General features: G+C 38.0%; 14 protein-coding genes. 6 read left to right on the forward strand and 8 right to left on the reverse strand.

What is annotated here, in order from left to right; all coding sequences use genetic code 11:
* Nucleotides 1–53 precede the first annotated feature (53 nt).
* Nucleotides 54–335: a hypothetical protein gene (locus tag ASE01S_RS09395; protein WP_067841405.1), complete on the forward strand. Its 282-nt coding sequence runs from the start codon at nt 54–56 to the stop codon at nt 333–335.
* A gap of 254 nt (nt 336–589) precedes the next feature.
* Here the strand turns inward: ASE01S_RS09395 and ASE01S_RS09400 are convergent, their stop codons facing one another.
* Nucleotides 590–916, reverse strand: coding sequence for a MazG nucleotide pyrophosphohydrolase domain-containing protein (locus ASE01S_RS09400; protein WP_067841408.1), 327 nt, complete (start codon nt 914–916; stop codon nt 590–592).
* An 83-nt stretch (nt 917–999) separates the two neighbouring features.
* Here ASE01S_RS09400 and ASE01S_RS09405 point away from each other — a divergent pair, with 83 nt between their 5' ends.
* On the forward strand, nt 1000–1575 hold the full coding sequence (locus ASE01S_RS09405; RefSeq protein WP_067841410.1) for an LOG family protein: 576 nt from the start codon (nt 1000–1002) through the stop codon (nt 1573–1575).
* Nucleotides 1576–2029: 454 nt separating this feature from the next.
* On the opposite strand, the gene ASE01S_RS09410 is transcribed toward ASE01S_RS09405, so the two are convergent.
* Complete coding sequence (locus tag ASE01S_RS09410; RefSeq protein WP_067841413.1) at nt 2030–2533, reverse strand: competence protein ComK; 504 nt, start codon at nt 2531–2533, stop codon at nt 2030–2032.
* Nucleotides 2534–3072: 539 nt separating this feature from the next.
* Between ASE01S_RS09410 and ASE01S_RS09415 the strand changes: the two genes are divergently transcribed.
* Together ASE01S_RS09415 and ASE01S_RS09420 are read left to right on the forward strand one after the other, a co-directional pair.
* Entirely contained in the window at nt 3073–3969 is an 897-nt protein-coding gene (locus tag ASE01S_RS09415; RefSeq protein ID WP_083512082.1) for a DUF2628 domain-containing protein, read from the forward strand.
* A gap of 1054 nt (nt 3970–5023) precedes the next feature.
* Nucleotides 5024–6127 (forward strand): glycerol dehydrogenase, encoded by a 1104-nt coding sequence (locus ASE01S_RS09420; protein ID WP_067841418.1) that lies wholly within the window; start codon nt 5024–5026, stop codon nt 6125–6127.
* A 422-nt stretch (nt 6128–6549) separates the two neighbouring features.
* Here the strand turns inward: ASE01S_RS09420 and ASE01S_RS09425 are convergent, their stop codons facing one another.
* Together ASE01S_RS09425 and ASE01S_RS09430 are read right to left on the reverse strand one after the other, a co-directional pair.
* Nucleotides 6550–9642, reverse strand: coding sequence for an ATP-binding response regulator (locus tag ASE01S_RS09425; RefSeq protein WP_067841420.1), 3093 nt, complete (start codon nt 9640–9642; stop codon nt 6550–6552).
* Between the two features lie 17 nt (nt 9643–9659).
* Nucleotides 9660–10790, reverse strand: a complete 1131-nt coding sequence (locus ASE01S_RS09430) for a response regulator (protein WP_067841422.1) — start codon at nt 10788–10790, stop codon at nt 9660–9662.
* 219 nt (nt 10791–11009) lie between these two features.
* Between ASE01S_RS09430 and ASE01S_RS09435 the strand changes: the two genes are divergently transcribed.
* Together ASE01S_RS09435 and ASE01S_RS09440 are read left to right on the forward strand one after the other, a co-directional pair.
* Nucleotides 11010–16898, forward strand: coding sequence for a SpaA isopeptide-forming pilin-related protein (locus ASE01S_RS09435; protein ID WP_067841425.1), 5889 nt, complete (start codon nt 11010–11012; stop codon nt 16896–16898).
* Between the two features lie 62 nt (nt 16899–16960).
* The gene (locus tag ASE01S_RS09440) at nt 16961–17626 is read left to right on the forward strand and encodes a class A sortase (protein WP_067841428.1); all 666 of its coding nucleotides are present in this window, start codon (nt 16961–16963) and stop codon (nt 17624–17626) included.
* Between the two features lie 418 nt (nt 17627–18044).
* Here ASE01S_RS09440 and ASE01S_RS16355 read toward each other — a convergent pair whose 3' ends face one another.
* The 4 genes from ASE01S_RS16355 to ASE01S_RS09455 all read right to left on the reverse strand — a co-directional run bounded on the left by ASE01S_RS16355 (nt 18045) and on the right by ASE01S_RS09455 (nt 22049).
* A complete protein-coding gene (locus tag ASE01S_RS16355) occupies nt 18045–18179 on the reverse strand; it encodes a hypothetical protein (protein WP_281176897.1) in 135 nt (44 codons plus the stop codon).
* Between the two features lie 28 nt (nt 18180–18207).
* Nucleotides 18208–19230, reverse strand: coding sequence for an AimR family lysis-lysogeny pheromone receptor (locus ASE01S_RS09445; RefSeq protein ID WP_067841430.1), 1023 nt, complete (start codon nt 19228–19230; stop codon nt 18208–18210).
* Nucleotides 19231–19600: 370 nt separating this feature from the next.
* Nucleotides 19601–20530 (reverse strand): alpha/beta hydrolase, encoded by a 930-nt coding sequence (locus ASE01S_RS09450; protein WP_067841432.1) that lies wholly within the window; start codon nt 20528–20530, stop codon nt 19601–19603.
* Nucleotides 20531–21332: 802 nt separating this feature from the next.
* Nucleotides 21333–22049, reverse strand: a complete 717-nt coding sequence (locus ASE01S_RS09455; RefSeq protein WP_067841434.1) for a GntR family transcriptional regulator — start codon at nt 22047–22049, stop codon at nt 21333–21335.
* Between the last annotated feature and the right edge of the window lie 11 nt (nt 22050–22060).

Genomic DNA, 22060 nt, shown 5'->3' on the forward strand with positions numbered 1-22060 from the left:
ATCTGTGTTGGAAAAAAACAACTGAGATTAAATTTTGAAGGAGGAGTGATCGTTTGTATAAGCAAACGGAAGCTGAGAATCATTTACTGTTTGAAAAAATTATTGGTGCTGTCACCCAGGTATTTGAGAGCTATCAGGAAAGTTATCGATTTGAATTAAAGAAAAATCATTGGAATGACATGTATCAATTAGTGATTACAGATGACGACGATCGATATTGTAAGCTGAATTTCCCTGCACACAAAACAGGTAAAAAATGTCAATCAGATCTAGAACAGGTGATAAGATTAAATATGGAGAAAATAGGCTTCGGAGAAACGGAAAAAGAATCTTAAAGGTTTTAAGATTAAAAACCTTTACTAAATGACAAAAAGCACTTACTGAAAGGCACTATTCCTAACATGAGTTAAGTGCTTTTTGTGTAAAATATCTTGATGATATGAGGAAACTAGCCGCTTGAATTTTAGCGTCAGTGAATTTTTAAGCGACTATCAACGGCCAAGGAAGGCTTTAGCATTCCCTATGTGGTATTGATGCAATAGACAACACGTTTTGTCTATCGTTTCGTTAAATATGTAATATTCGTAGTTTAGGATGATTCATCTGAGTAACGCTTTGAGAGCTTTTCCTTATGGGAATTAAATACTTCTTCTAAAGTGATATTATATTTATTGGCTATTACAATAAGGTTACCCAAGACATCACCTAATTCTTCTACTAAAGCCCCCCTATTGGTTATATACGATTCTGTGACTTCATCTGGTCTATTCCTACCAATTTCAAGTGCTCTTATCGCTCGTGCTACTTCCCCAGTTTCCTCCGCTAAAAAGCCAATGCGGATAAAAATGTCTAATTCAGACCAACCTCTATTTTCATAATAATCATGTATCCATCGTTGAAATTCGGCTAAATCCATATTTCACCCTCCTTAAACAAAGTTTAACACACCATCAAGTCTATTATATAATATAATTAATTATTTATTAGGGGGCGAGTGAGATGAAACATATAGCTGTTTTTTGTGGTTCCAGCGTTGGGGCTTCTCAGGTGTATATAGAAAACGCCAAGCAATTTGGTAAAGAACTAGCACACCGTGATATTAAACTTGTTTATGGTGGAGCAAGTGTCGGGGTAATGGGGGCAATTGCAGATACGGTTTTAGCTGAAGGGGGACAAGTCATTGGTGTAATGCCCCGTTTTTTAGAACAACGAGAAATCTCGCATAAAAAATTGTCGAAACTCATTGTTGTCGAATCTATGCATCAACGAAAGGCTAAAATGGCTGAGCTTGCAGATGGCTTTGTTGCTTTACCAGGAGGACCAGGAACATTGGAAGAGTTCTTTGAAATTTTTACATGGGCTCAATTAGGACTGCACCAAAAGCCTCTAGGTCTTCTCAATATTAATCAATACTATGATCCTCTAGTCGAGCTGTTCAATCATATGACAAAGGAGCAATTTTTAAATGAAAAGTACCGAAATTTGGCACTTGTAGATGATGAACCAAATCGGTTACTTGAAAAATTCGAGGCTTTTCAACCCCCAACAACCAAAACTTATCACCAAAAGATTTAAATCAGCAAAAGTCTTCCACTTCTAAAAGTGTTGAGAGTAAATGCAAATATGTCTATTTAGTGGGGCACAAACCCCAGCTAAATCAAGTTAAAGCCTCCAGCGGATGCCACAGATTTTTAGCGGAAATTTATCGCAGTGTAACGGTCTGGGCTGCGATTACTCGCCCCATCGAAGGGCTTTTGTAAGTCTCCTACTTCAAGAAATAAGGGAACACGTCTTGTCTAGTGGGAGATCCAACAGCCAGTAACGGCCCGGTTGGTTCAACTAACGTTCAGTGGGGGAAGAGGAAGCTGACTAAGTTCGCGACGTCGTGTCGCAACGTCTGCACGAGCACATCCTACCCCCACTGAACGAAGTTTTACTTTATTGTTTTGCTACATATGTATTATATATACGTGAACTGGCTTGCTTTGAATGGGTCTTTAAACAGATGCTTAGGCTTAACTTTATGTTTTTACAACCTGTAGCACATGAAGGGATGTCTAGTTGTTTGAGTAGTGATTGTATCGAATCTGAAGTAAAGGTGGTAGCGATAGAGGTAAGCTAGGATTCGATCCAGTCGTCGCTTAGACATGGTAATTGTTAACGATTTTCCATTTGAGTAATGGATAATGGCTTCTTTTTCAAACTGATCGATCAAACGAATATGTTGGGTTAAGATCCAAATACAACTATGGTGAATGGGTGATTTAGTAGAAAAGGCAAAAATCCCTTTTTCCGGACTGATTGGCAAAGGTACACTTTGTTTGAGATTAAATAAAGCTTTCATGGCATCAATTCGCCCTTGATAAGAAGCACCGCCATTGATACAGGCTTGTTCAATAATTTTTCGGCTTGACTGCATCGCATAACGGGTATATTCAAGTTCCTCAATCTTAGTGGTAGCAAAGGTTTCATAGGCTGCTTTTATATATAAAGTTTGATCCGTTAATTGATAAAATGAATTGACATCTTTCATCATCCTCACCTCTTTTTATTCGCAGTGTAACTGGCCTTAAGCCTCCCCCTTCAAGAAATGTCTAGGTGGGAGATCCAACAGCCAGTAACGGCCCTATTGGTTCAACTAACATTCAGTGGGGGAGAGAGGAAGTTGACTAAGTTCGCGACATCGTGTCGCAACGTCTCTACAAGCACATCCTATGCGTCGAACCCCCCACTGAATGAAGTTTCACTTTATCAAACAACATCAACCGCTCTACTCGACTAATGCTTCTTTACTTCTTTAATGTTAGTATCGCATAGAACTAAAGTCTTTGCTACTTAATTCATTGTTTTTTTGGAAGTAATTTAGTATTTATTCTAGATAACAGAGTAATAGATAGGTTTATAGGTATAAATGTAAAAAATAACAATTAATATAGTACAATGTTAAGGCAAGCCGCTTTTAGCTATGATTGTCTACTTATAATTACTTTTGTCTTATTTTTTAGGCGCTTTGTTAACAATTTGGTCAAATATGCTATATTTATTTTAGTATAGAAAGAGAGAGTGATGTAAATGCAATGTCCAAATTGCGGAACTGATGTGAATGAAGAAGTACGTTTTTGTCCGTCCTGTGGAGTTGAGATTGGTATGACTTCCGACATCGAAAATGCAGACGAGGATCAAAAATGGGCAAAAATGGTTGGTAAGAATTATCCTTATTATAAGGAGAAGTGGTCAGCATCTCATAATCCCGAATCTGCTGCTAGCTGGAACTGGGTCGCTTTTGCCTTTGGTGCTTTGTGGTTAGGTTACAGAAAAATGTATAAACCCATTTTCATTTTGTTTGGTATTTTTGTATTAACGGATATCATCGACATTGTTAGTGGATTTAATGAATTAACGGGTTTACTTTCCTATGCTGTGACGGGCCTTAGTAATATTCTTATTGGGTTATATGGGAATACGTTATACTATCGCCATGTCCAAAAGAAGATGGACGATTTAAAATATGCTAATGCTGATGCTTATGCATATGATAAAGCAGGTGGAACAAGTGGTAAAGGGGTAGCAGCTGTTGCAGTCATTATGTCCGTATATTTTATTTTTCTTCTTGGCCTCTTTGCTGCATTTGATCCGGTAGGTGTCACGTTTGGTACAAGTGAAGGTGCATCAGGAATTGAAGGAGTAAAGGAGCAGTTCTCACCTGATGAAGGTATTTATTATGAAGTTTATTTTGGAGAGCGCGGTAGTGCTTCGACTGTTGAAATACACGTCTTGATGATAGAAGATGGCACTGAATATATGGTCGCTCAGTATGAAGAAATGATTGATCCAAATTGGGAAGGCTTCTATAATGAGTTTTACGATCCGGATTATGGCTATTTAGATCCAGGTCAATATTTAGTGCGTGCCTATATAAATGGTGAATTCATAACAGAAGGTGGATTTGAAGTAAAAGAAATCTACTAAAGCAAAAACATCCGTTAACTCACAACATGACTACAAACGTGGCCAGTAAATGTGAGTGCGGATGTTTTTTATCGCAGTGTAACTGGCTGGGGCTGCGATTACTCGCCCTATCGAAGGGCTTTTGTAAGACTCCCACTTCAAGAAATAAGGAAACACGTCATGTCTAAGAGGGAGATCTAACAGCCAGTGACGGCCCGATTGGTTCAACTAACGTTCAGGAGAGAGGAAGCTAACTAAGTTCGCGACGTCGTGTAGGCAACGTCTGCACGAGCATATCCTATGCGTCGAAACCCCCGCTGAACGAAGTTGCACTTTATCATTTAATATAATTGTGAATTTTATTGTTATAAATTGTAGAAGACAAATGGAGCAAGAGTAAAGGCTATTTTTCTGCTGGAACATGTCGTATTATAGATAACAAGCTTGACGAAGCTATATTTGTGAGAAATTGATAGGAGAAATAGTTATACAATTCTATGTAGATTAGCAATAAAAAAAGGGACCCTCACTAGTTAATGAGGATCAAAGGTTGGTGTCGCCTGAGAACAGGGGGAATGCGACATAAATCGCATTTTCATCATAAGCTATTGCGATAAAGTACTAGACTTCTTAGTCACAACGAGATCGAAGAGAAACCCGAGTACTAAGAATAAGATTCACAACTTCCTAAGGTTATTGATCATCTCCTTAAGTAGGTCATGATGAATATAATGAAATGATATAATAGACTGATAATTCTGACTACACTTTTGTCAGATCATATCCCAAACTTTTTAAATTGAAACAATTTCTAGTTTTATACGTGGTATATCCTATTGAAACATTTAAGCTAATGACTCGAACTTTACTCTTTGCTCATTCAGCAGAGGAAGAGATTGCGAATCTGTTAAAATCCGTGCGTTGTAAACATCATTCTCCTCCAAGACAAACCACTGGTATGAGGCTTTTAAAGAACCAACTCCTTCTTTGAATTTTTTAGTTTAATGTGTTTGAGAGTGGGTACATTAGTACTAAACGGAGATAGACGTGATTAATTCAAAGGAGGAATTTACAAGTGGACAAGATTTTTGGAAGTCCTAGTCGTTATGTCCAGGGGAAAGATTTATTATTACGAGCTTCCGAGTATATTGAACCTTATGGAGAGACACTATTAATATTAGCAGATGAAACGGTTCAAGAAATCTGCGCAAATACGTTAGCTGATCAACTTGAAGAAAGTGAGTTTAACGTTGTAAAGGTGACTTTTAATGGTGAATGTTCTTTTAAGGAAATTGAACGGATAGCAGAGATTGGCCGAGACCATGAAGTCGAGGCTGTGTTAGGTGTAGGGAGTGGGAAAGCCTTAGATACAGCGAAGGCTGTAGCTCATGAGTTAAACACGGCTATGTTAATTTTTAATACACTTGCTTCATCTGATGCACCTACATCAGGCTTATCTGTCATTTATACTGAAAATGGTGAGGTCGAAACATATCAGTTTTATGATAAAAATCCTGATTTAGTATTGGTTGATACGCGTATTGTTGCTCAAGGCCCAAGTCGCATGCTTGCATCGGGTATTGCTGATGCTTTAGCTACACTAGTGGAGGCAAGAGCGGCTCAGCAAGCACATGGACAGAATATGTTTGATGGCAAGCCAACTATTGCAGGAATGGCCATAGCTGAGAGATGTGAAGAAATTTTATTCAAGTACGGGATTCAAGCCTATGCTGCCAATCAAGAAAAAATTGTCACACCTGCACTTGAAGCTGTGATTGAAGCAAACACACTATTAAGTGGTTTAGGTTTTGAAAACGGAGGGCTTGCCGGGGCGCATGCTATTCATAATGGGTTTACCGTTCAACATGGTAAAATCCATGACATGACCCATGGGGAAAAAGTTGCTTATGGTATTATCACTCAATTGGTATTAGAAAATAGACCTCAAGCTGAGTTGGAACGTTACATTGACTTTATGCTCAAATTGGATTTACCATTGACACTTGAGGCCATTCACCTAGATGAGGTATCAGATGATGAGTTATATAAAATTGCTGAACTTGCGATCGATCCTGATGATACAATGGCCAATATGCCTTTTGATGTAAGAGCGGATGATGTTGTTGAAGCCATTAAAGCCGTTGACGTCTATGTGAAGGATTATAAAAGACGTCATTAATAAAGTGAAACTTCGTTCAGTGGGGGGGGCGACGCATAGGATGTGCTCGTGCAGACTTGCGACACGACGTCGCGAACTTAGTCAGCTTCTTCTCTCCCCCGCTGAACGTTAGTTGAACCAATCTGGCCGTTACTGGCTGTTGGATCTCCCGCGTAGACATGACCTGTTCCCTTATTTCTTGAAGTGGGAGTCTAACAAAAGCCCTTCGATGGGGCGAGTAATCGCAGCCCCAGCCAGTTACACTACGATAAATAAAATAGATTAAGATAAGATGGTGGTGTGATTTTTCACGCCACCATCTCTTTCGTATAGGATTTTTTCAAAAACGCTTGACTATGTCAATCGATATCTTTGAGCAAAATTAGTGAAGTACTGTTGAAAAACAAGTGATAAGAGACTGATGGAGACTCTCTAGCTTTTCCTTATTCAATAAATCGCTCGTTCGGATTCCATTGCTTTTTAGGTACGGTAAAGCTGACTGTTGTACCTGCTTTTAGACTGCTTTCAATCTTTAAACCTGTTCCAAATAATTGCTTTAAGCGTTTATTTGTATTTGTTAAACCAATTCCTAAATTAACGTTAGCATTTTGCTGAGAGAGTAATGCTTCAACTTGCTGCTTGGGCATGCCAACTCCATTATCTTGGATGGTGATACGGTGGTAATCTTTCTCTATTTTAGTCGTTATAGTCACTTTCCCACCCTCAGCCTTTTTTAGGATACCGTGTCTGATAGCATTTTCAACTAAAGTTTGAATGGATAGTGGTGGCACGAAAACGGAGCTATCTCTCTCTACTTCGATGTGTGATTCAATTCGATCACCAAATCGCTCCTGTTCAATATAAATATAGGCCTCTACCAGTTCGAGCTCATCCGTAAGTGAGATCAATTCTTTAGTATTATAAGAGGCAAAGCTTTTTCTTAAATAAATACTAAATTGGTTGAGAAGTTTAAGCATTCTGGCTGTATCAATTTCACTTAATGAGGCTATCGCATTAATCGTATTAAAAATAAAATGTGGCTGAATCTGAGCCTGTAACCAGGCCCCCTCTGTTTTAAGCTGATCAGCAATGGATAACTTTAACTTGATCAGTGCGCGCACTCTTGCCATAAGTTCATCAGGATTGACTGGTTTTGTAATATAATCATTTGCTCCGACTCGAAAGCCCATTTGAATATCTTCTAATTGACTTCTGGCTGTTAGCAATAGAATAGGCAACTCTGATATACTATAATTTTCACGAATTTCTTCGGTCAGCTGGTAGCCTGACATATTTGGCATCATCACATCAGAGATGATTAAGTCAAAACGTCCAGCTTGAATGTTTTCTAAAGCCTCTTTACCACTTTGAGCTACCTCGACATAAAATGCTTCTTTCAAAATAGAGGTAAGAATCTTTAAATTAATCATATCATCATCGACAATTAAGATCTTACCATCACTTTTTGAATCTGTTTGTTTTAGATAGCCAGAATCATAAGGCGTCGGAATAAAATAGCTTGTCACTAACTTTTCTTTCTTTGATGAATGTAAGGTTTCATGCGTACTAGTGGGTAAAGTAATCGTAAACGTTGTGCCACTTCCAAGCTTTGAATTAACCTGGATAGTACCTCCTTGTAATTCGATTAGTTTTCGACAAATATGAAGCCCTAAACCTAAGCCACCCTCTGCATGATTGATCTGCCCTTGTTCATAAGGCTCGAAAATACGTTCTTGATCTTCTTGACTAATCCCTACGCCTGTATCCGCTACTTTTATAATAGCGTGTTTAAACTTATAATCAGCACGAATGGTAATACTGCCCTCATGTGTATACTTGAGTGCGTTTTGAATCAGATTAAATAAAATTTGAACGAATCGATTTTCATCTGCATAAAGCTCAGGCATATGTTCAGGGATATCAACATAAACGGCCACCTGCTTGTGCTCGATCTTGACCTTAAGCATACCAAGAACAGTCTCCAAGGTTGTAGCAAGGTCAACATTGCGTTGATTTAGTTGCAAATGCTTAGCCTCTAAACGAGTTAAGTCGGTAATATCGTTTAAGGTATAACGCATTTGTTCGCCAATTTGAATCAGTAATCTTAAATTATCTTTTTCTTCTGATGTTAGTGTTCCTTCCTCGTTATGCAGCATCGTATAAGCAATATTAATCAAAGCATGCAAAGGGTTACGCAATTCATGAGACGTATGAGCCAGAAACTCATCCTTCTGTTGATCAGCCTTTAAAAGCTTTTCCGATTGCTTTTTAACGACATGTATCATATTCAGGTGTTTTCGGATAATTAACATGACCGCAAAAAAGACAGTAAAGATAAAATCTAATGGATAGAATGGGAAATCTACAATGAACATTTTAATTAAAAGACCAAAAATAATATTCGATACATAGCCGGTTAAAAAAAACAAAACAAAGATGGCATCTTGATTATTTGAGCGAATCGCCTTAATGAGTTTCCAATACATATTTACAATAGCCAGTATGTATAAAAGCATTAATAATGCAATTAGAAAAAGATAATACTGGATAGGCAAAAGGACAATTGTGACAGAAATGACTGTAAAAATAATGCCGGTTTGTTTTTTCTGACGCTGCCATAGCTGCTCTGAACAGATCAGTTGTACAAAATTAAAAAATAGAAATAAAATCGTAAAAAAGATTAATAATAAGAGGCGATAGCTATGCTGAATCGGAATAGGCAACTGAATAATAACTTCATCATCAATCAAAATACTAAGAGCGCTAAATAAGAGAAGTAAGCCATAATAGAGAAACTCGTTTGACTGCCTGCCATTTACAAAAAAATAGACAATAAAGGCATAAAGACAATGTAAAAGGAAGATGACACTAACAATAATTTGTAGTGTTTCTGTGGTAGTTCCTTCATTTTGTATAGCTGATAACGTTCCAAATTTGACAGACCTTGATATCCCTCCAGTAAAAGGGATATCATAGTTAGAAGCGTGAATAACAAGCTCAACTTCTCGTTTCTCAGTCGCAAAAAAAGTCGTAAAGCTGCCACGACGGTAGTTAAGACTCATAAATGATGTAGTTGGTTCATTAAATGAAGTAATCAATTGCCCATCAACATAGACCTCTGCAGCAGTATGAATCCGATTAAACTTTATTCCATAATAAGTTAGTTCACTTACTTCAGGAAGCTGTATTCGTAGCCGATAACTACCATAGCCATAATTAGAAAAAACCTGACTAGGATTTAACACAGATTGCCATGATTCTGGCACAGAAATAACCGTTTCAGCTTCAAGATCTTGTGTGGCTCCTGGACTTGGATCAATGAACGTATCAGGATAAAAAAGCCAATCACCATTTAAAAATATGGTTTGATCATCAAAATGCCAATCCTGGAGATCGATGATCCCATTGCTGACATTTGGCTGATCATAAACACTATAATAATTAGCCCATACGAGCCGCATTCCTAATACTAGGATAATGTATAAGAAAACTAGCAAAAAAAGCTTATTCTTTTTATATGTATGAATTAAGCCCACGTGTTTGATCCCCTTTGCTAATGATATCTGGCCCATTTCTGATACCAATTGGTAATATTCTCTGATGGAATGACATCTAATTCTCGTTTCATAATTTGTTTTAATTGTTGATATTGTAAATGCACATGATCGTTGTCATTAAGAAAAGAAAAAACTTTCATTAATTCAAAATGTGCCGCTTCATTTTCGGGTTGAACCCTACATATCATCTTATACCAATACTTAGCCTCTTCCCAATTCTTTTGACCTTTAAAGTAATTTGCTAGTTTAAAAGTATGGGTGAGCCAGAGGTTCTGGTAATGACATTTAGCTTCTTCTGCCCACCAATAATGATAATCTCCTAGATACTCTCCTTTATATTGTTCAAGTATAACCTGATAAGCCTTAACAGCATTTGGGTGAAGCTCCGGAAGTGCTTTAACTTTCATTTCCCAATCTTCTAAATCTATGACAACATTTTTCGTAATCAAAATATAGCCTTCGCCATCTCTATTAATGGTAAGGAAACCGCTATATGGCTCAATCACTTTTCTAATATAGTGAATCGTAATATAGGTTTGGTTATTTGCCTTCTTTGCCTCTAAATTTGGCCATAGCAGATCAATGATCCCCTGTTTAATGATTAATTTATTCTTATTATGCAAGAGATATAGAAAAAGTTCCTTTGCTTTGTTGGTACGAAAACTTGGTGTCATCATCTTTCCACTATGGTTTGAAAAGGCCAAAGTGTTTGTTAATTTAATTTCCAGCTTTTGCTGACGTTTATAGGTAGAGCTAGAGGCCATCCCTTGTTTTTGCTTGATTATCCGTTTTATCGTTACTTGAATTCGTTCTTGAGAAATGGGTTTTAAAAGATAGTCTAAAGCATGAATTTCAAATGCTTTGATCGCAAACTCATTATAAGCTGTCACGAAAACGATCAGGATGGTTGGGTCATAAGCAATAATGGTATCCGCTAATTCTAGGCCATTTATTTCAGGCATATCAATGTCTAAAAAGACAACATCGACTTGATACCCGCTTATAAGTTCTTTCACTTTAGTCGGATTAGTTACTTTCCCGATAATGTTGACCTCTTTGGCTTCGAGCAATCGCTTTTCTAGTAAGTCTAAAGCAAGCGGTTCATCATCGACAAGAAGCACATTCATCTTTAATTCTCCTTTCCCCTATTTAATAGTAGTATGATTGTCCTCGACAATCGTAGTTATATTGTAACTATTTATTTTTCTTTGCAAAGAAACTGCATAGTCCTATTTGTTAGTATATCGTAGTGTGCTTTTAAGTTCAAAAGACCCTAAATTAACTACGACAAAAGTACGGGTTGTGAACTTAGATGCAGATGCAATTTTTTTGGGGGGGAAGGCCTTTTGGTTAAAAAGTTAAATGTAGTTGTTTTAATTGGCTTGCTCTTATTTAACGTAATCGCACAGCCAGGTGTAGTTGCCTATGCAAGTCTACAAGCAGATTTGCCAGAGGATGAACACCATTCAAGTCAAGAGGAGCATCTACTTGACAATACTTCTGAACACGAGCAAGCCGACGAACAGTTTGATCGTAGTCAAGAGGAACAAGCTGAGCAAGAACAAACCGATCATCAAGCTATTGAGACAGAAACAGAAACAGATCAGCAGGAGCTTGATGATCAAGAACAAAGCCTTGCGCAAGAAGAGAATAAGCAAGTAGAGGAAGAAAAGGATAGCTTAGAGTCGACATCAGTAGATGTAGCCTCTACGGGTAACACTGTTATTGAGGAAAACATTCTTACCTCAGTTAGCCTTACTTTGGCAAATGGCGATCCTTTACCAAATCCGATGCCAAATCCTAAGGATGAAGTATTAGATTTGGCCATTCAATATGGATTTGCATTACCTAATGGCCATGGCTATAAAAGTGGGGATAGCTTTCACTTTAGCTTGCCTGAAATTTTCAAGGTATACAATCAGGTTTCGGGTAATTTAACAACATCAGATGGTGCAACTATCTTTGGTCGTTATACGCTTGATATGGATGGTAATATCGAGTTAATCTTTAACGAAATGATTGAAAATAATGATAATATACACGGGCAGTTATCCTTTAGAACCGAAATCAAGGAAGAGCTTGAAGGCGACTTGGAGCAGGAAATTGAAGTTGAGATTGGTGAAAGTGAAATTGTCAAAATTCCAGTTTCATTCGAATCCAACGTCGCAACTTCAATTGACAAAAGAGGTCTGCCTAATCGCGAATACAATGCTGAAAGCATTAGTTGGGAAGTTGACTTTAATAAGAATTTAGACTATATCTCTAATGCGGAGCTTCGAGATCCGCTTGGTGAATATCTAGAATTGAGTGGTGACCCTGCTGATACAATTAAACTTTATCATCTACGGGTCCAAATTGATGGTTCCGTTATTAAAGGCGACTTAGTTGACCCAGCAAGCTACAGTATAGAACAACATGAAGGGAAAGATTTTAAACTTGTATTCCATGAACCTATTCATTCAGCCTATCGGCTAGAATTTGCTACGGTGATTATCGATCATGATTCTACTTCATATCAAAATAGAGCAACATTAGTTGGTGATGAGATTAATCCCCTTCATGCAGAGGCTAAAGTTAGAACTGGAAGAGGAAAGGTTTTAGAAAAAGTCGCTGTGGATTATGACCCGGTTGCTCAGACCGTTAAGTGGGAAGTACGAATCAATTACAATGAAAAAACAATCCCTTCGTCGTTGACCGTCGTTGAAGACTATTTTAGTGATGGTCAGGTTTTACTTGAAGATTCGTTTACTGTTGAACGCATTACCCTAAATGAATCCGGACAAGAGATAGCGAGTCAGGAGGTAAGTTCTAGTGCGTATACGTTAAATAACTCAACCAATTCTGACGACGATAAAGGTTTTGTCTTTCAGTTTAATGACACGATTGATCAAGCCTATAAGCTAACCTATCTGACTACCTTTGCTGACCGATTACTTGAAGACGGTACAGTTGATAACCAGGTCAGCTTTAATGGTGAAGAGTCTTCAGCCGGACAGCGGGTAGAGCAAGGGGCAATTAGAAAGTCGCTTGGTGCGATTGACTATCAGAATAAAACGGTTGATTGGCAAATTGTGATTAATCGTGATCAACAGGTTATGAATAACGTTGTTCTAACCGATTATTTCACAAATGGTGGTTTAACACTAAACTTAGATACGCTCACGATAACTGAGGGTGGCACACCATTATCTAAGGATGATTACAGCGTTTTATTAGATCCGAGTGGTGATCAGTTTACCATAGAATTTCATAAAACGATTGAAAATGAAATTAGAATGAGCTATCAAACCGACTTTGATTATACAGAGCGTCATGATCTAACGTTAAATCGGTTACCTAATCGTGCCAAAATTACATGGCAAGATTATAGTAATCGTCATTTTGAACGTGAATCTGAAGCTATTTTTACACCAGATGTCTATACACAGGAAAATGGACATAAGAGTGGTAGCTATAATGCGATTACCAAGGAAATAACGTGGACGATTGGTGTTAACTATAATTTATTAGATTTAGATAATGCTAAAGTCGTTGATTTCATTAAGCAAAATCAAAATTTGAACGAGGATAGTATTCGTATTTACGAAGGTATTCTAAGCTCAAGCTCTAATCAGTTAACTAAAGGCGAGGATATTACCGATAACTTTGAGCTTCGATTAGGGGAGAGTCAGGGACAGCCAACCATTGAAATTGAGTTAGGCGATATTGATTCAGCTTATATTATCGAGTTCACGACATCTTTGGAAGGTGAAATTATTGCTGAAGGCTACGACAACCAGGCCTTCCTCAACTCAGCCAACTATGACGAAGCAGAGTTAAATGCACGTGTCAGTGTAACTGACGGAGGCAATTATACGAAGAAGATCGGTAGTCAAGATGGCATGGTCATGAATTGGCAGGTGACGATTAACCCAGGTCAATCAAGCCTACCAGGTCCGGTGATATTACGAGATACGTTAAGTGATAATCAGGTATTACTTGAAGATGAAATAAAAGTTTATGAAACGAATGTAACAGCTTCTGGTCATTTATCTAAGGCTGCTGAATTAGTTGAAGAGGAAGATTATACACTAACGATTAATGAACAGGATGGTCAATATACCCTTAATATTAGTTTTGAGGATGGTATTTCTAGGGCATATATCGTGGAGTATAAGAGCTTTTTAATGGCGGCCGATCGCGACCATGTAAGTAATGATGCTGTTCTACTTGTTCGAGAAACGATCAAAGACGGAAACATGGATGATTCGAAGGTGTACCAGGTTCGAATCACGACAGGAACGGGTGTAGCGACAGGTGAGAAAGGTCGAATCTCCCTAGTAAAAACAGGTGTAACAGATACTCCTGATGGTACAGCTACTGATAGCTTAGCAGGTGTTGAATTCTCATTATATGACGAAACAGGGACTTATCGGATTAGAACAGCAACAACCAACGAAGATGGTGAGCTGATTTTTGATAATATCTTATATGGACGTTACCTGCTTAAGGAAGAAGGGGCACCAGATGGCTTTCTAATTAGAAATGAATGGACTGAAATTACAGTTAACGAGCCAGAGAATAACATTGAAATATTTAATGACAAAATTGTTCGAGACGTATTGCTAGAAAAGGTGGATGCTGATTCGAACGAATATTTAGCAGGGGCAGTCTTTAAGCTTGAACATCAAAATGATAACGGCGATTGGGAAGTTGTCAGTGATGATCTAACGACTAATCAAGATGGCCAGATATTCTATCAGGATCTAGCTCCAGGGCAATATCGTTTTATTGAGACACAAGCAGCTGAACATTATCAGTTGGATGACGAACCGGTTATGTTTGAGATTAATGATGAACAAATAACGTTATCACGTGTAACGAAGGAAAACACACTTATTCCTGGATCGGTAAAATTAATAAAAGTAGATCATGAAACAGGAGAGTCACTTGCGGATGCCGTCTTTGAATTGCGTGATCAAGATGAAATGCCAATTGCTACAGACTTAAGAACAAATGAAAATGGTGAAATCGTTGTTGAAGATCTAAGACCAGGACAATACGTATTCGTTGAAGTGGAAGCACCGTTTGGCTATCAGTTAAATCAAGAGCCACTTGAATTTGAAATTGTCCGTTCACAAGCTGACATTGAAGAGCTTGAGTTTGAAAATCAAATAGCTCTATCAGGCTTCCGTTTACAAAAGGTTGACGAAGATGATAGCAGTCAAGCTTTAGCTGAAGCTGAATTTGAACTACAAACCAGTGACAGTCAGGTTGTTCGCACCGGTCTTGTTACCAATGATCATGGAATATTAACTGTTACTGATCTTAGACCAGGTGAATATCAACTTGTTGAGGTAAAAGCACCTGAGCATTATCAGCTAGATCAAACGCCAATTCCGTTTGAAATTGCTTTGGGTCAAGAAGAAATCATTCAGCTCGAAATGGAGAATGGTTTAATTCGGGGATCTGTAGCATTAACCAAGCTAGATCGGGATACAAAACAGCCATTGGAAGGCGTCATCTTTGAATTATTAGATGCTAACGAACAGGTGATTGAGACCGACCTCGAAACCAATCAAGACGGCTCTATATTAGTCGATAATTTGAAGCCTGGTTTATATTACTTTAAAGAAATCCAACCTTTACCAGGTTATCATGCTAATGACCAATTGTACCCAGTCGAGGTTGTTTTATCACAGGAGGAACCAGCAGAGGTTGTCGTTGACAACGATATAATTCTAGGCAGTGTAAGTCTTACAAAGATTGATCAGGATGACTCAAGTCATAGATTGCCCGAAGCGATATTTGAATTGCAAACACCAGAAGGAGATGTCATCTTCTCAGATTTAACAACAAATGAAGAGGGTCAATTGACTGTACACGGTCTGAGACCTGGCAACTATCAGTTTATTGAAGTCAAAGCACCTGAGCATTATCAGTTAGATCAAACGCCAATTCCGTTTGAGATTGTTTTAAATCAACAGGAAACATTAGCGTTAGAAGCTGAAAATGAGCTTATTCGCGGTTCTGTTGTCTTAACGAAAGTAGACGATGAAACGGAAGAACCATTAACAGATGTTGGCTTTGCCTTACTTGATGCTGATCAAAATGTGATCCTAACTGATTTGAAAACAGATCAAGCCGGTCAAATCGTGGTAGAGGATCTAAAACCAGGTGAGTATTTCTTCCAAGAAACCGAGCCATTATCAGGCTACCATGCTAATGAGGATTTATATCCATTTACGATTACCTTTTCTCCAACCAGTCCAGCTCAGGTACAGGTTGAGAATGCCATTATTCGTGGCAGTGTGCAGTTAGTTAAAGTGGACGCAGACCATGCCGATCATGTTTTAGCAGGGGCTGAATTTAATTTAGAAACAGCAGCAGGAGAACTTGTTGAGGCAGGACTTGTCACCGATGAAAACGGTCAGATTAGTGTTGATGACCTTCGTCCAGGTAGCTATCAGTTTATTGAAGTTAAAGCACCTGAGCATTATCAGCTAGATCAAACACCAATCCCATTTGAAATTGTTTTGGATCAGCAGGAAACATTAGTGTTAGAAGCTGACAATGAGATCATTCGCGGTTCAGTTGTCTTAACCAAAGTAGACGATGAAACGGAAGAACCATTAATAGGTGTTGGCTTTGTCTTACTTGATGCTGATCAAAATGTGATCCTAACTGATTTAAAAACGGATCAAGCCGGTCAAATCGTGGTAGAGGATCTAAGACCAGGTGAGTATTTCTTCCAAGAAATCGAGCCATTATCAGGCTACCATGCTAATGAGGAGTTACATCCATTTACGATTGCCTTTTCTCCAACTAGTCCAGCTCAGGTACAGGTTGAGAATGCCATTATTCGTGGCGGTGTGCAATTAGTCAAAGTAGACGCAGACCATGCCGATCACGTCTTAGCAGGGGCTGAGTTTAAGTTAGAAACAGCAGCAGGAGAACTTGTTGAGGCAGGACTTGTCACCGATGAAAACGGTCAGATTAGTGTTGATGATCTTCGTCCAGGTAGCTATCAATTTGTTGAGACGAAAGCACCTGAAGGTTATCAACTTAATACCAAGGCGATTAAATTTGAGGTAAGTTCTGATCAAGTCACAGATGTAACGATTGAAAACACACAAATTATTACAGGCTTTTTACCACAAACAGGTGCGATCACCAACCCATGGATACTTGGAATAGCACTTGCTTTGATTGGAATCGGAGGCATCTTGACTGTCAAACGGAAAAGAAAGGCCTAACGGGTCTAACGCTACTTTATTTTTTAGAATAAGGTAGCGTTAGTATTCTTTGGAGGGAGAACATGTTAAGAAAAAAAGTCGGTATTCTTTTAATTGTAGTCGGCATTTTTCTTTTTTCGCTTTATCCAATTATGGATTATCTTGTTACGCCCTTTATGATCAATAAATTGCATAGCGAAATGCTTGCAATGGATGCAGAGACTTATGCAAAAAATCAAGCTCGAGAGATCGAAATTAGCTATGATTTCGACAGTGTAGAAAATCTGCCTCTGTTGACAACTGAATTAGAATTAGATCCTAATCTTGTTATTGGTGAAATTCTTATTCCTAGCGTTGATATTCATTTGCCGATCGTAAAAGGAACGAATAATCAGTCATTACGGTTAGGGATTGGAACAATGAAAAAAGATCAAGAAATGGGAAAAGGAAACTATGCCTTGGCTGGCCATAACTCTCGAAATCCCGCTCAATTCTTTGCACCGTTAAGAAAAGTCAGTCGAGATGATTACATTTATTTGACAGATAAGCAACACATGTATACTTATCAAGTGGATACGATTGAGATTGTTAGCCCTGATCGGATCGATGTCATCTTTGATCAGGAGGAACAGGAAGCACGGATTACTCTAGTGAGTTGCTATAGTCATGACGGCTCTGATCGTATTGTTGTACAAGGGAAATTAGTTAGTCAGACCCCATATGATGAAGATTGGGAGAAAGAGATTTAACTTTATTCAGCAGTAGTCTCCTACTTTTATCGCAGTGTACTGTCTGGGGCTTTTGTAAGCCTCCCACTTCAAGAAATAAGGGCACACGTCATGTCTGAGTAGGGGATGGAGGAAGCTAACTAAGTTCGCGACGTCGTGTCGCAACGTCTGCACGAGCACATCCTATGCGTCGAAACCCCCACTGAACGAAGTTTCATTTTATAAGTGGTGATGGACGCTCGCAAACTTAATGAATAACTTGTTTTACGCGTAGGAGGGTTTTTAATAACAAATGTTGTTAATTTTCTGCACCAATGGCTACAGTTAGCGTTATTAGTATCTGTCATATATAAAACAGCCTCAAGGTTTTTGCACATTTGTGCCTAACCTTGAGGCTGTTTTAATAAATAAAATGACTAGATTATCTTTTACAAAAAACTTATATACCATCATTTCCCGGATCTCTAAAAAGACTGATTGTACCGGTATCAGTTGATTGCTCGGCTGGTGCATTTAATGAAAAACCAGCTAGAATTGTAATGGTAACGAGCAATGAAACGACTAACTTTTTCATCTATTCTCACCTCCTTTACTGTATCAATTTATAATGTATTTAAAGCATTGAGGGGTAAACGAGCAAAAAAATGGTCCCCTTGCTTTTCAATAAAGTCATTGTAAGATTGCCTCAAAAGACGTGAGTCTCGACGTGCTCTCCCTAAATAGTATTTGGTAAAGGGGGTTACTTTAGTGACTTTTGTTAGTAAGCTCTCAGCTAACTTTAGCTCACCTCGTGCTATGGCTAAATGGGCTTGTTCACTAATATCTGATGTTATGATTCCTTCAGGTTTGTTAAAATGAGCATAAATAAATGGTCTATTTTGATGATTAATGATAGTTAGTAGACGTTTCATTTTAAGCTCTTTTCCTATTCGATATGCTTCTTCTAAATGGTAAATTGCAGAGTCGAAATCATCGAAAATGTAAGTTAGACATAAGTGATTATGTAAGTTGGCTAGGTTAGCACGGTTATACGTTCCGGCTAATGCATTATAGCCATATTTACGCGCAAGAAGCATTTCATTACTTTTCCAGTGGAAAAAGAACTGAGCAATATCTAGACGGTGTTCAAGTAAAGGGAGTAAAACAATATGATTAACCTCTTTAACATCTTCCTCGAATTGATCCAGTTTATTAACAATTAGACCATTTTCAGAAAAAATAATATGTACTGAAAAAGCTAGGTATTGGATTAAGCATTTTAATGCTCGATCAGTTGTCTTAATTAGTTTTAATTGTTCGAGAATTTTTTCTAATGGAAGGGTGGAATCTTGTTTAGCTAATGAGAGTTCAAAGAAAAAGGCCCAATCTCTATTTAATTGAAAAGGAAGCTCTTTATTTCTTGCAATCAATTGCTTTAGCTCTAGAATATGGTCATTGGCAAACAAATACTCTAACCCAACACACATTGAGTAGGGGTCCCTGGTCGCTAAAAAGTAATCACGTAAGGCACGATCATGATCTAGCTGTGCTACATGCTCATTTAACCATATGTAGAATTGCTCGGCATTTAAATGGTGATATTGATGTAACAGAGTTTCACCCACTACATTGTCAATCTCAAACATCTAAATTACCTCTTTCCTGGAAAAATTGCTAATTATATTATTTCATATTATCATTTTTTTACAAGTGGAATGACGACACTTTCGTTCATCAAATACCATGACGGTTTTACAAATATAGACAAAAAGTTACAAATTTCCACATTTTATGAGTGGGAAAGATACTGAACAGTCAATTAAACTCATTTGTCCAATAAGTGAGGCAATGGCTGAATAGTGGGGATAAGATTTTTGGTAATAGAGAAAGCGCCTTCCTATTAATCATCCATCTAAATACAAAGAAAAAGGATAATTATTAACGTGTAAATGGTATAATGAGAATTCTAGTAGCAGACAATAACACCTCTCTTTTCTATATCAACTAATCTTTTGCTTAGTTAAAAATGATTGTTTTACACCAATCTAGAATTGCCTGCATCACCTGATCACGGTTTAATTCGAACAGCATCTCATGTCTCCCATTAGCATATAGCTGACAGTCTATCCGCTTAACTCCCATTTTTCGATAGCTATTTATCACAGCTGTTACTCCTTTGCCATGTTTCCCAACTGGATCACGTTCCCCACTAATAAAAAACAACGGTAGATTACGATTAATTTTTTCCATTTCTCTTAAGCGGTGAATTCGAGCTAAACCGGTCAATAAATCATCGTAGAATCCGGCTGTTGCAATATGACCACAAAAGGGGTCATCAATATAAGTCTGGACAGCTGAAGGATCGCTGCTCAGCCAATCGTAGTCAGATTTTATTTCGGTAATACCTTTGTTATATTGACCAAATGTTAGTTTGTGTAAAAGAGGGCTAGGGTGTTTAGAGCCATAACGTTTTTTTTGCCAGCGCGCAATCCATCGCCCAAATGCACCAAGCACACCAGGGTCACCTGCTGTTCCTGATAAAATAACCGCATCTACCTGATTTGAATAACGCTGAATAAAGCGTCGCGTTACGAATGAGCCCATACTATGTCCGAGCATAATAATCGGTAGATTCGGAGCTTCCGAACGAATAAAAGCATTTATTTCATTTACATCATCAACCACTCGTTCGAACCCTTCATTTTCAGAGAAAAACCCCATTATCCCCATTTTTTCTCCTGTTTGACCATGCCCACGTTGATCATGAGCGTAAACGAGTATGCCGTGATGGTTTAGGAAGTGAGCAAATTGATGATATCGTCCACTATGTTCGGCCATACCGTGGATAATATGGATAATAGCCTTTGGCTTGGTAGTCTTAGTTGTCCATTTTCTTAAAAAAATAGTTTGCTGATCTGACATTGTTAACCAAACATGCTTTGACATTATTGCTCAGCTCCCTTTCAATTTCTGTTTTATAAGATTTAATTATAATATAAAGTGAAACTTCGTTCAGTGGGGGGCGACGCATAGGATGTGCTTGTGCGGATGTTGCGACACGACGTTGTGAACTTAGTCAGCTTCCTCCATCTCCCACTGAACGTTAGTTGAACCAATTTGACCGTTACTGGCTGTTGGATTTCCCACTTAGACATGACGTGTGCCCTTATTTCTTGAAGTGGGAGGCTTACAAAAGCCCTTCGATGAGGCGAGTAATCGCAGCCCCAGCCAGTTATACTGCGATAAAAAAAGCAAGCCATGGAGGGGTAGACCTTAGTCACGCAAGAAAAAAATTTATACTTTAAAAGGTTAAAAGTGATTAGACAGTTCATAGCAGGGTTACAAGACTCGTAGGGTCCTAGTCTACTAGTATGATGTAAGAATAGATTCTTTCCATGCTAACTTGTATTAAAAATTGAAGTTAGTGTGAGCTATTGTGTTAGGAGAAAGACGGTAATGTTAAGTGGAAAGGTACAGATTTTTGCTGTTATGATTTCAAAATGGGGTAGGGATGTCTGCCTTGTACAAATAAACAGGTTTTGCAAGATTGATGATCTTAAAAAACATCATGTATAGCTGGACGTCAAGCTATTTTGTGCTATCAATGTTATCAGTAAATGCGAAAGGGATTGAGCTCGGTTATAAAATAGTGTGTACCAAATCACTCATACCCAGTTTGACCGATTTTTACCTATGGTCAAACTGGATTCTTATGTATTCAGCGTTCATTCATATTTTACTCAATCGTTTATCCTTTGGTCGAAATAAATTTAAAGGCATATTTATTAGGGTGGTAATAAACATTGGAGTATTCAAAGGTTAGTCCATCTTGGAAGGTAGCAAAAGCCTTTAAAAAGAGTAAAGGTTGATGTTCATTCAAGTTAAAGATTTGCTTAAGCTCTTCGTTTGGCAAGATAGGTACTAACTCGCCATAGCGTTTATCGATCACATGCCCCTTCTTTTCAATATAATCATATTTTGATTTTTTCATTACCTCAACAGATAAATCAGGAAAAAGCTCTACAGGTAAATATGACTCCTCAAGAATTAAAGGTTCTTTATCGGCAAGTCTTAGTCGTTTAATATAATAAACTTGCTTATCCTCAGAAAGGGTCAATATCTCCTTGACATCACTCGGTGGAAGCATTAGCTTGAATTCAATAATTTCATTTGATGGTGTGTTATCGAGGGCTCCCATTTCCTCCGTAAACCCTTGAAGTCTAAAGATATTATGTTGAATCTTGTCATGACTAATATATGTTCCACTTCCTTGAACACTATAAAGCAATCCTTCATCAATTAGAATTTTTAATGCCTGTCTAATCGTCACTCGGCTTACTTCGTACATTTTTACCAGCTTACTTTCCGGTGGAATAGCATCACCGTGCTCTAAACCACTATTTAAAATATCATTCTTCAATTTGTTTGCAATTTGTTTATATAAAGGCAATGAATTGTTTAACATGTGTTGTTCAC

This window comes from Amphibacillus sediminis NBRC 103570 (assembly GCF_001552275.1).
In the GTDB taxonomy this organism is placed as follows: domain Bacteria; phylum Bacillota; class Bacilli; order Bacillales; family Amphibacillaceae; genus Amphibacillus_B; species Amphibacillus_B sediminis.

Coding starts and splice junctions, on each gene's coding strand:
- ASE01S_RS09450 (WP_067841432.1), bottom strand. CDS start 20,530: ATGTCAAAGCATGTTTGGTTAACAATGTCAGATCAGCAAACTATTTTT.
- ASE01S_RS09415 (WP_083512082.1), top strand. CDS start 3,073: ATGCAATGTCCAAATTGCGGAACTGATGTGAATGAAGAAGTACGTTTT.
- ASE01S_RS09430 (WP_067841422.1), bottom strand. CDS start 10,790: ATGAATGTGCTTCTTGTCGATGATGAACCGCTTGCTTTAGACTTACTA.
- ASE01S_RS16355 (WP_281176897.1), bottom strand. CDS start 18,179: ATGAAAAAGTTAGTCGTTTCATTGCTCGTTACCATTACAATTCTAGCT.
- ASE01S_RS09405 (WP_067841410.1), top strand. CDS start 1,000: ATGAAACATATAGCTGTTTTTTGTGGTTCCAGCGTTGGGGCTTCTCAG.
- ASE01S_RS09445 (WP_067841430.1), bottom strand. CDS start 19,230: ATGTTTGAGATTGACAATGTAGTGGGTGAAACTCTGTTACATCAATAT.
- ASE01S_RS09440 (WP_067841428.1), top strand. CDS start 16,961: ATGTTAAGAAAAAAAGTCGGTATTCTTTTAATTGTAGTCGGCATTTTT.
- ASE01S_RS09455 (WP_067841434.1), bottom strand. CDS start 22,049: ATGTTAAACAATTCATTGCCTTTATATAAACAAATTGCAAACAAATTG.
- ASE01S_RS09410 (WP_067841413.1), bottom strand. CDS start 2,533: ATGAAAGATGTCAATTCATTTTATCAATTAACGGATCAAACTTTATAT.
- ASE01S_RS09400 (WP_067841408.1), bottom strand. CDS start 916: ATGGATTTAGCCGAATTTCAACGATGGATACATGATTATTATGAAAAT.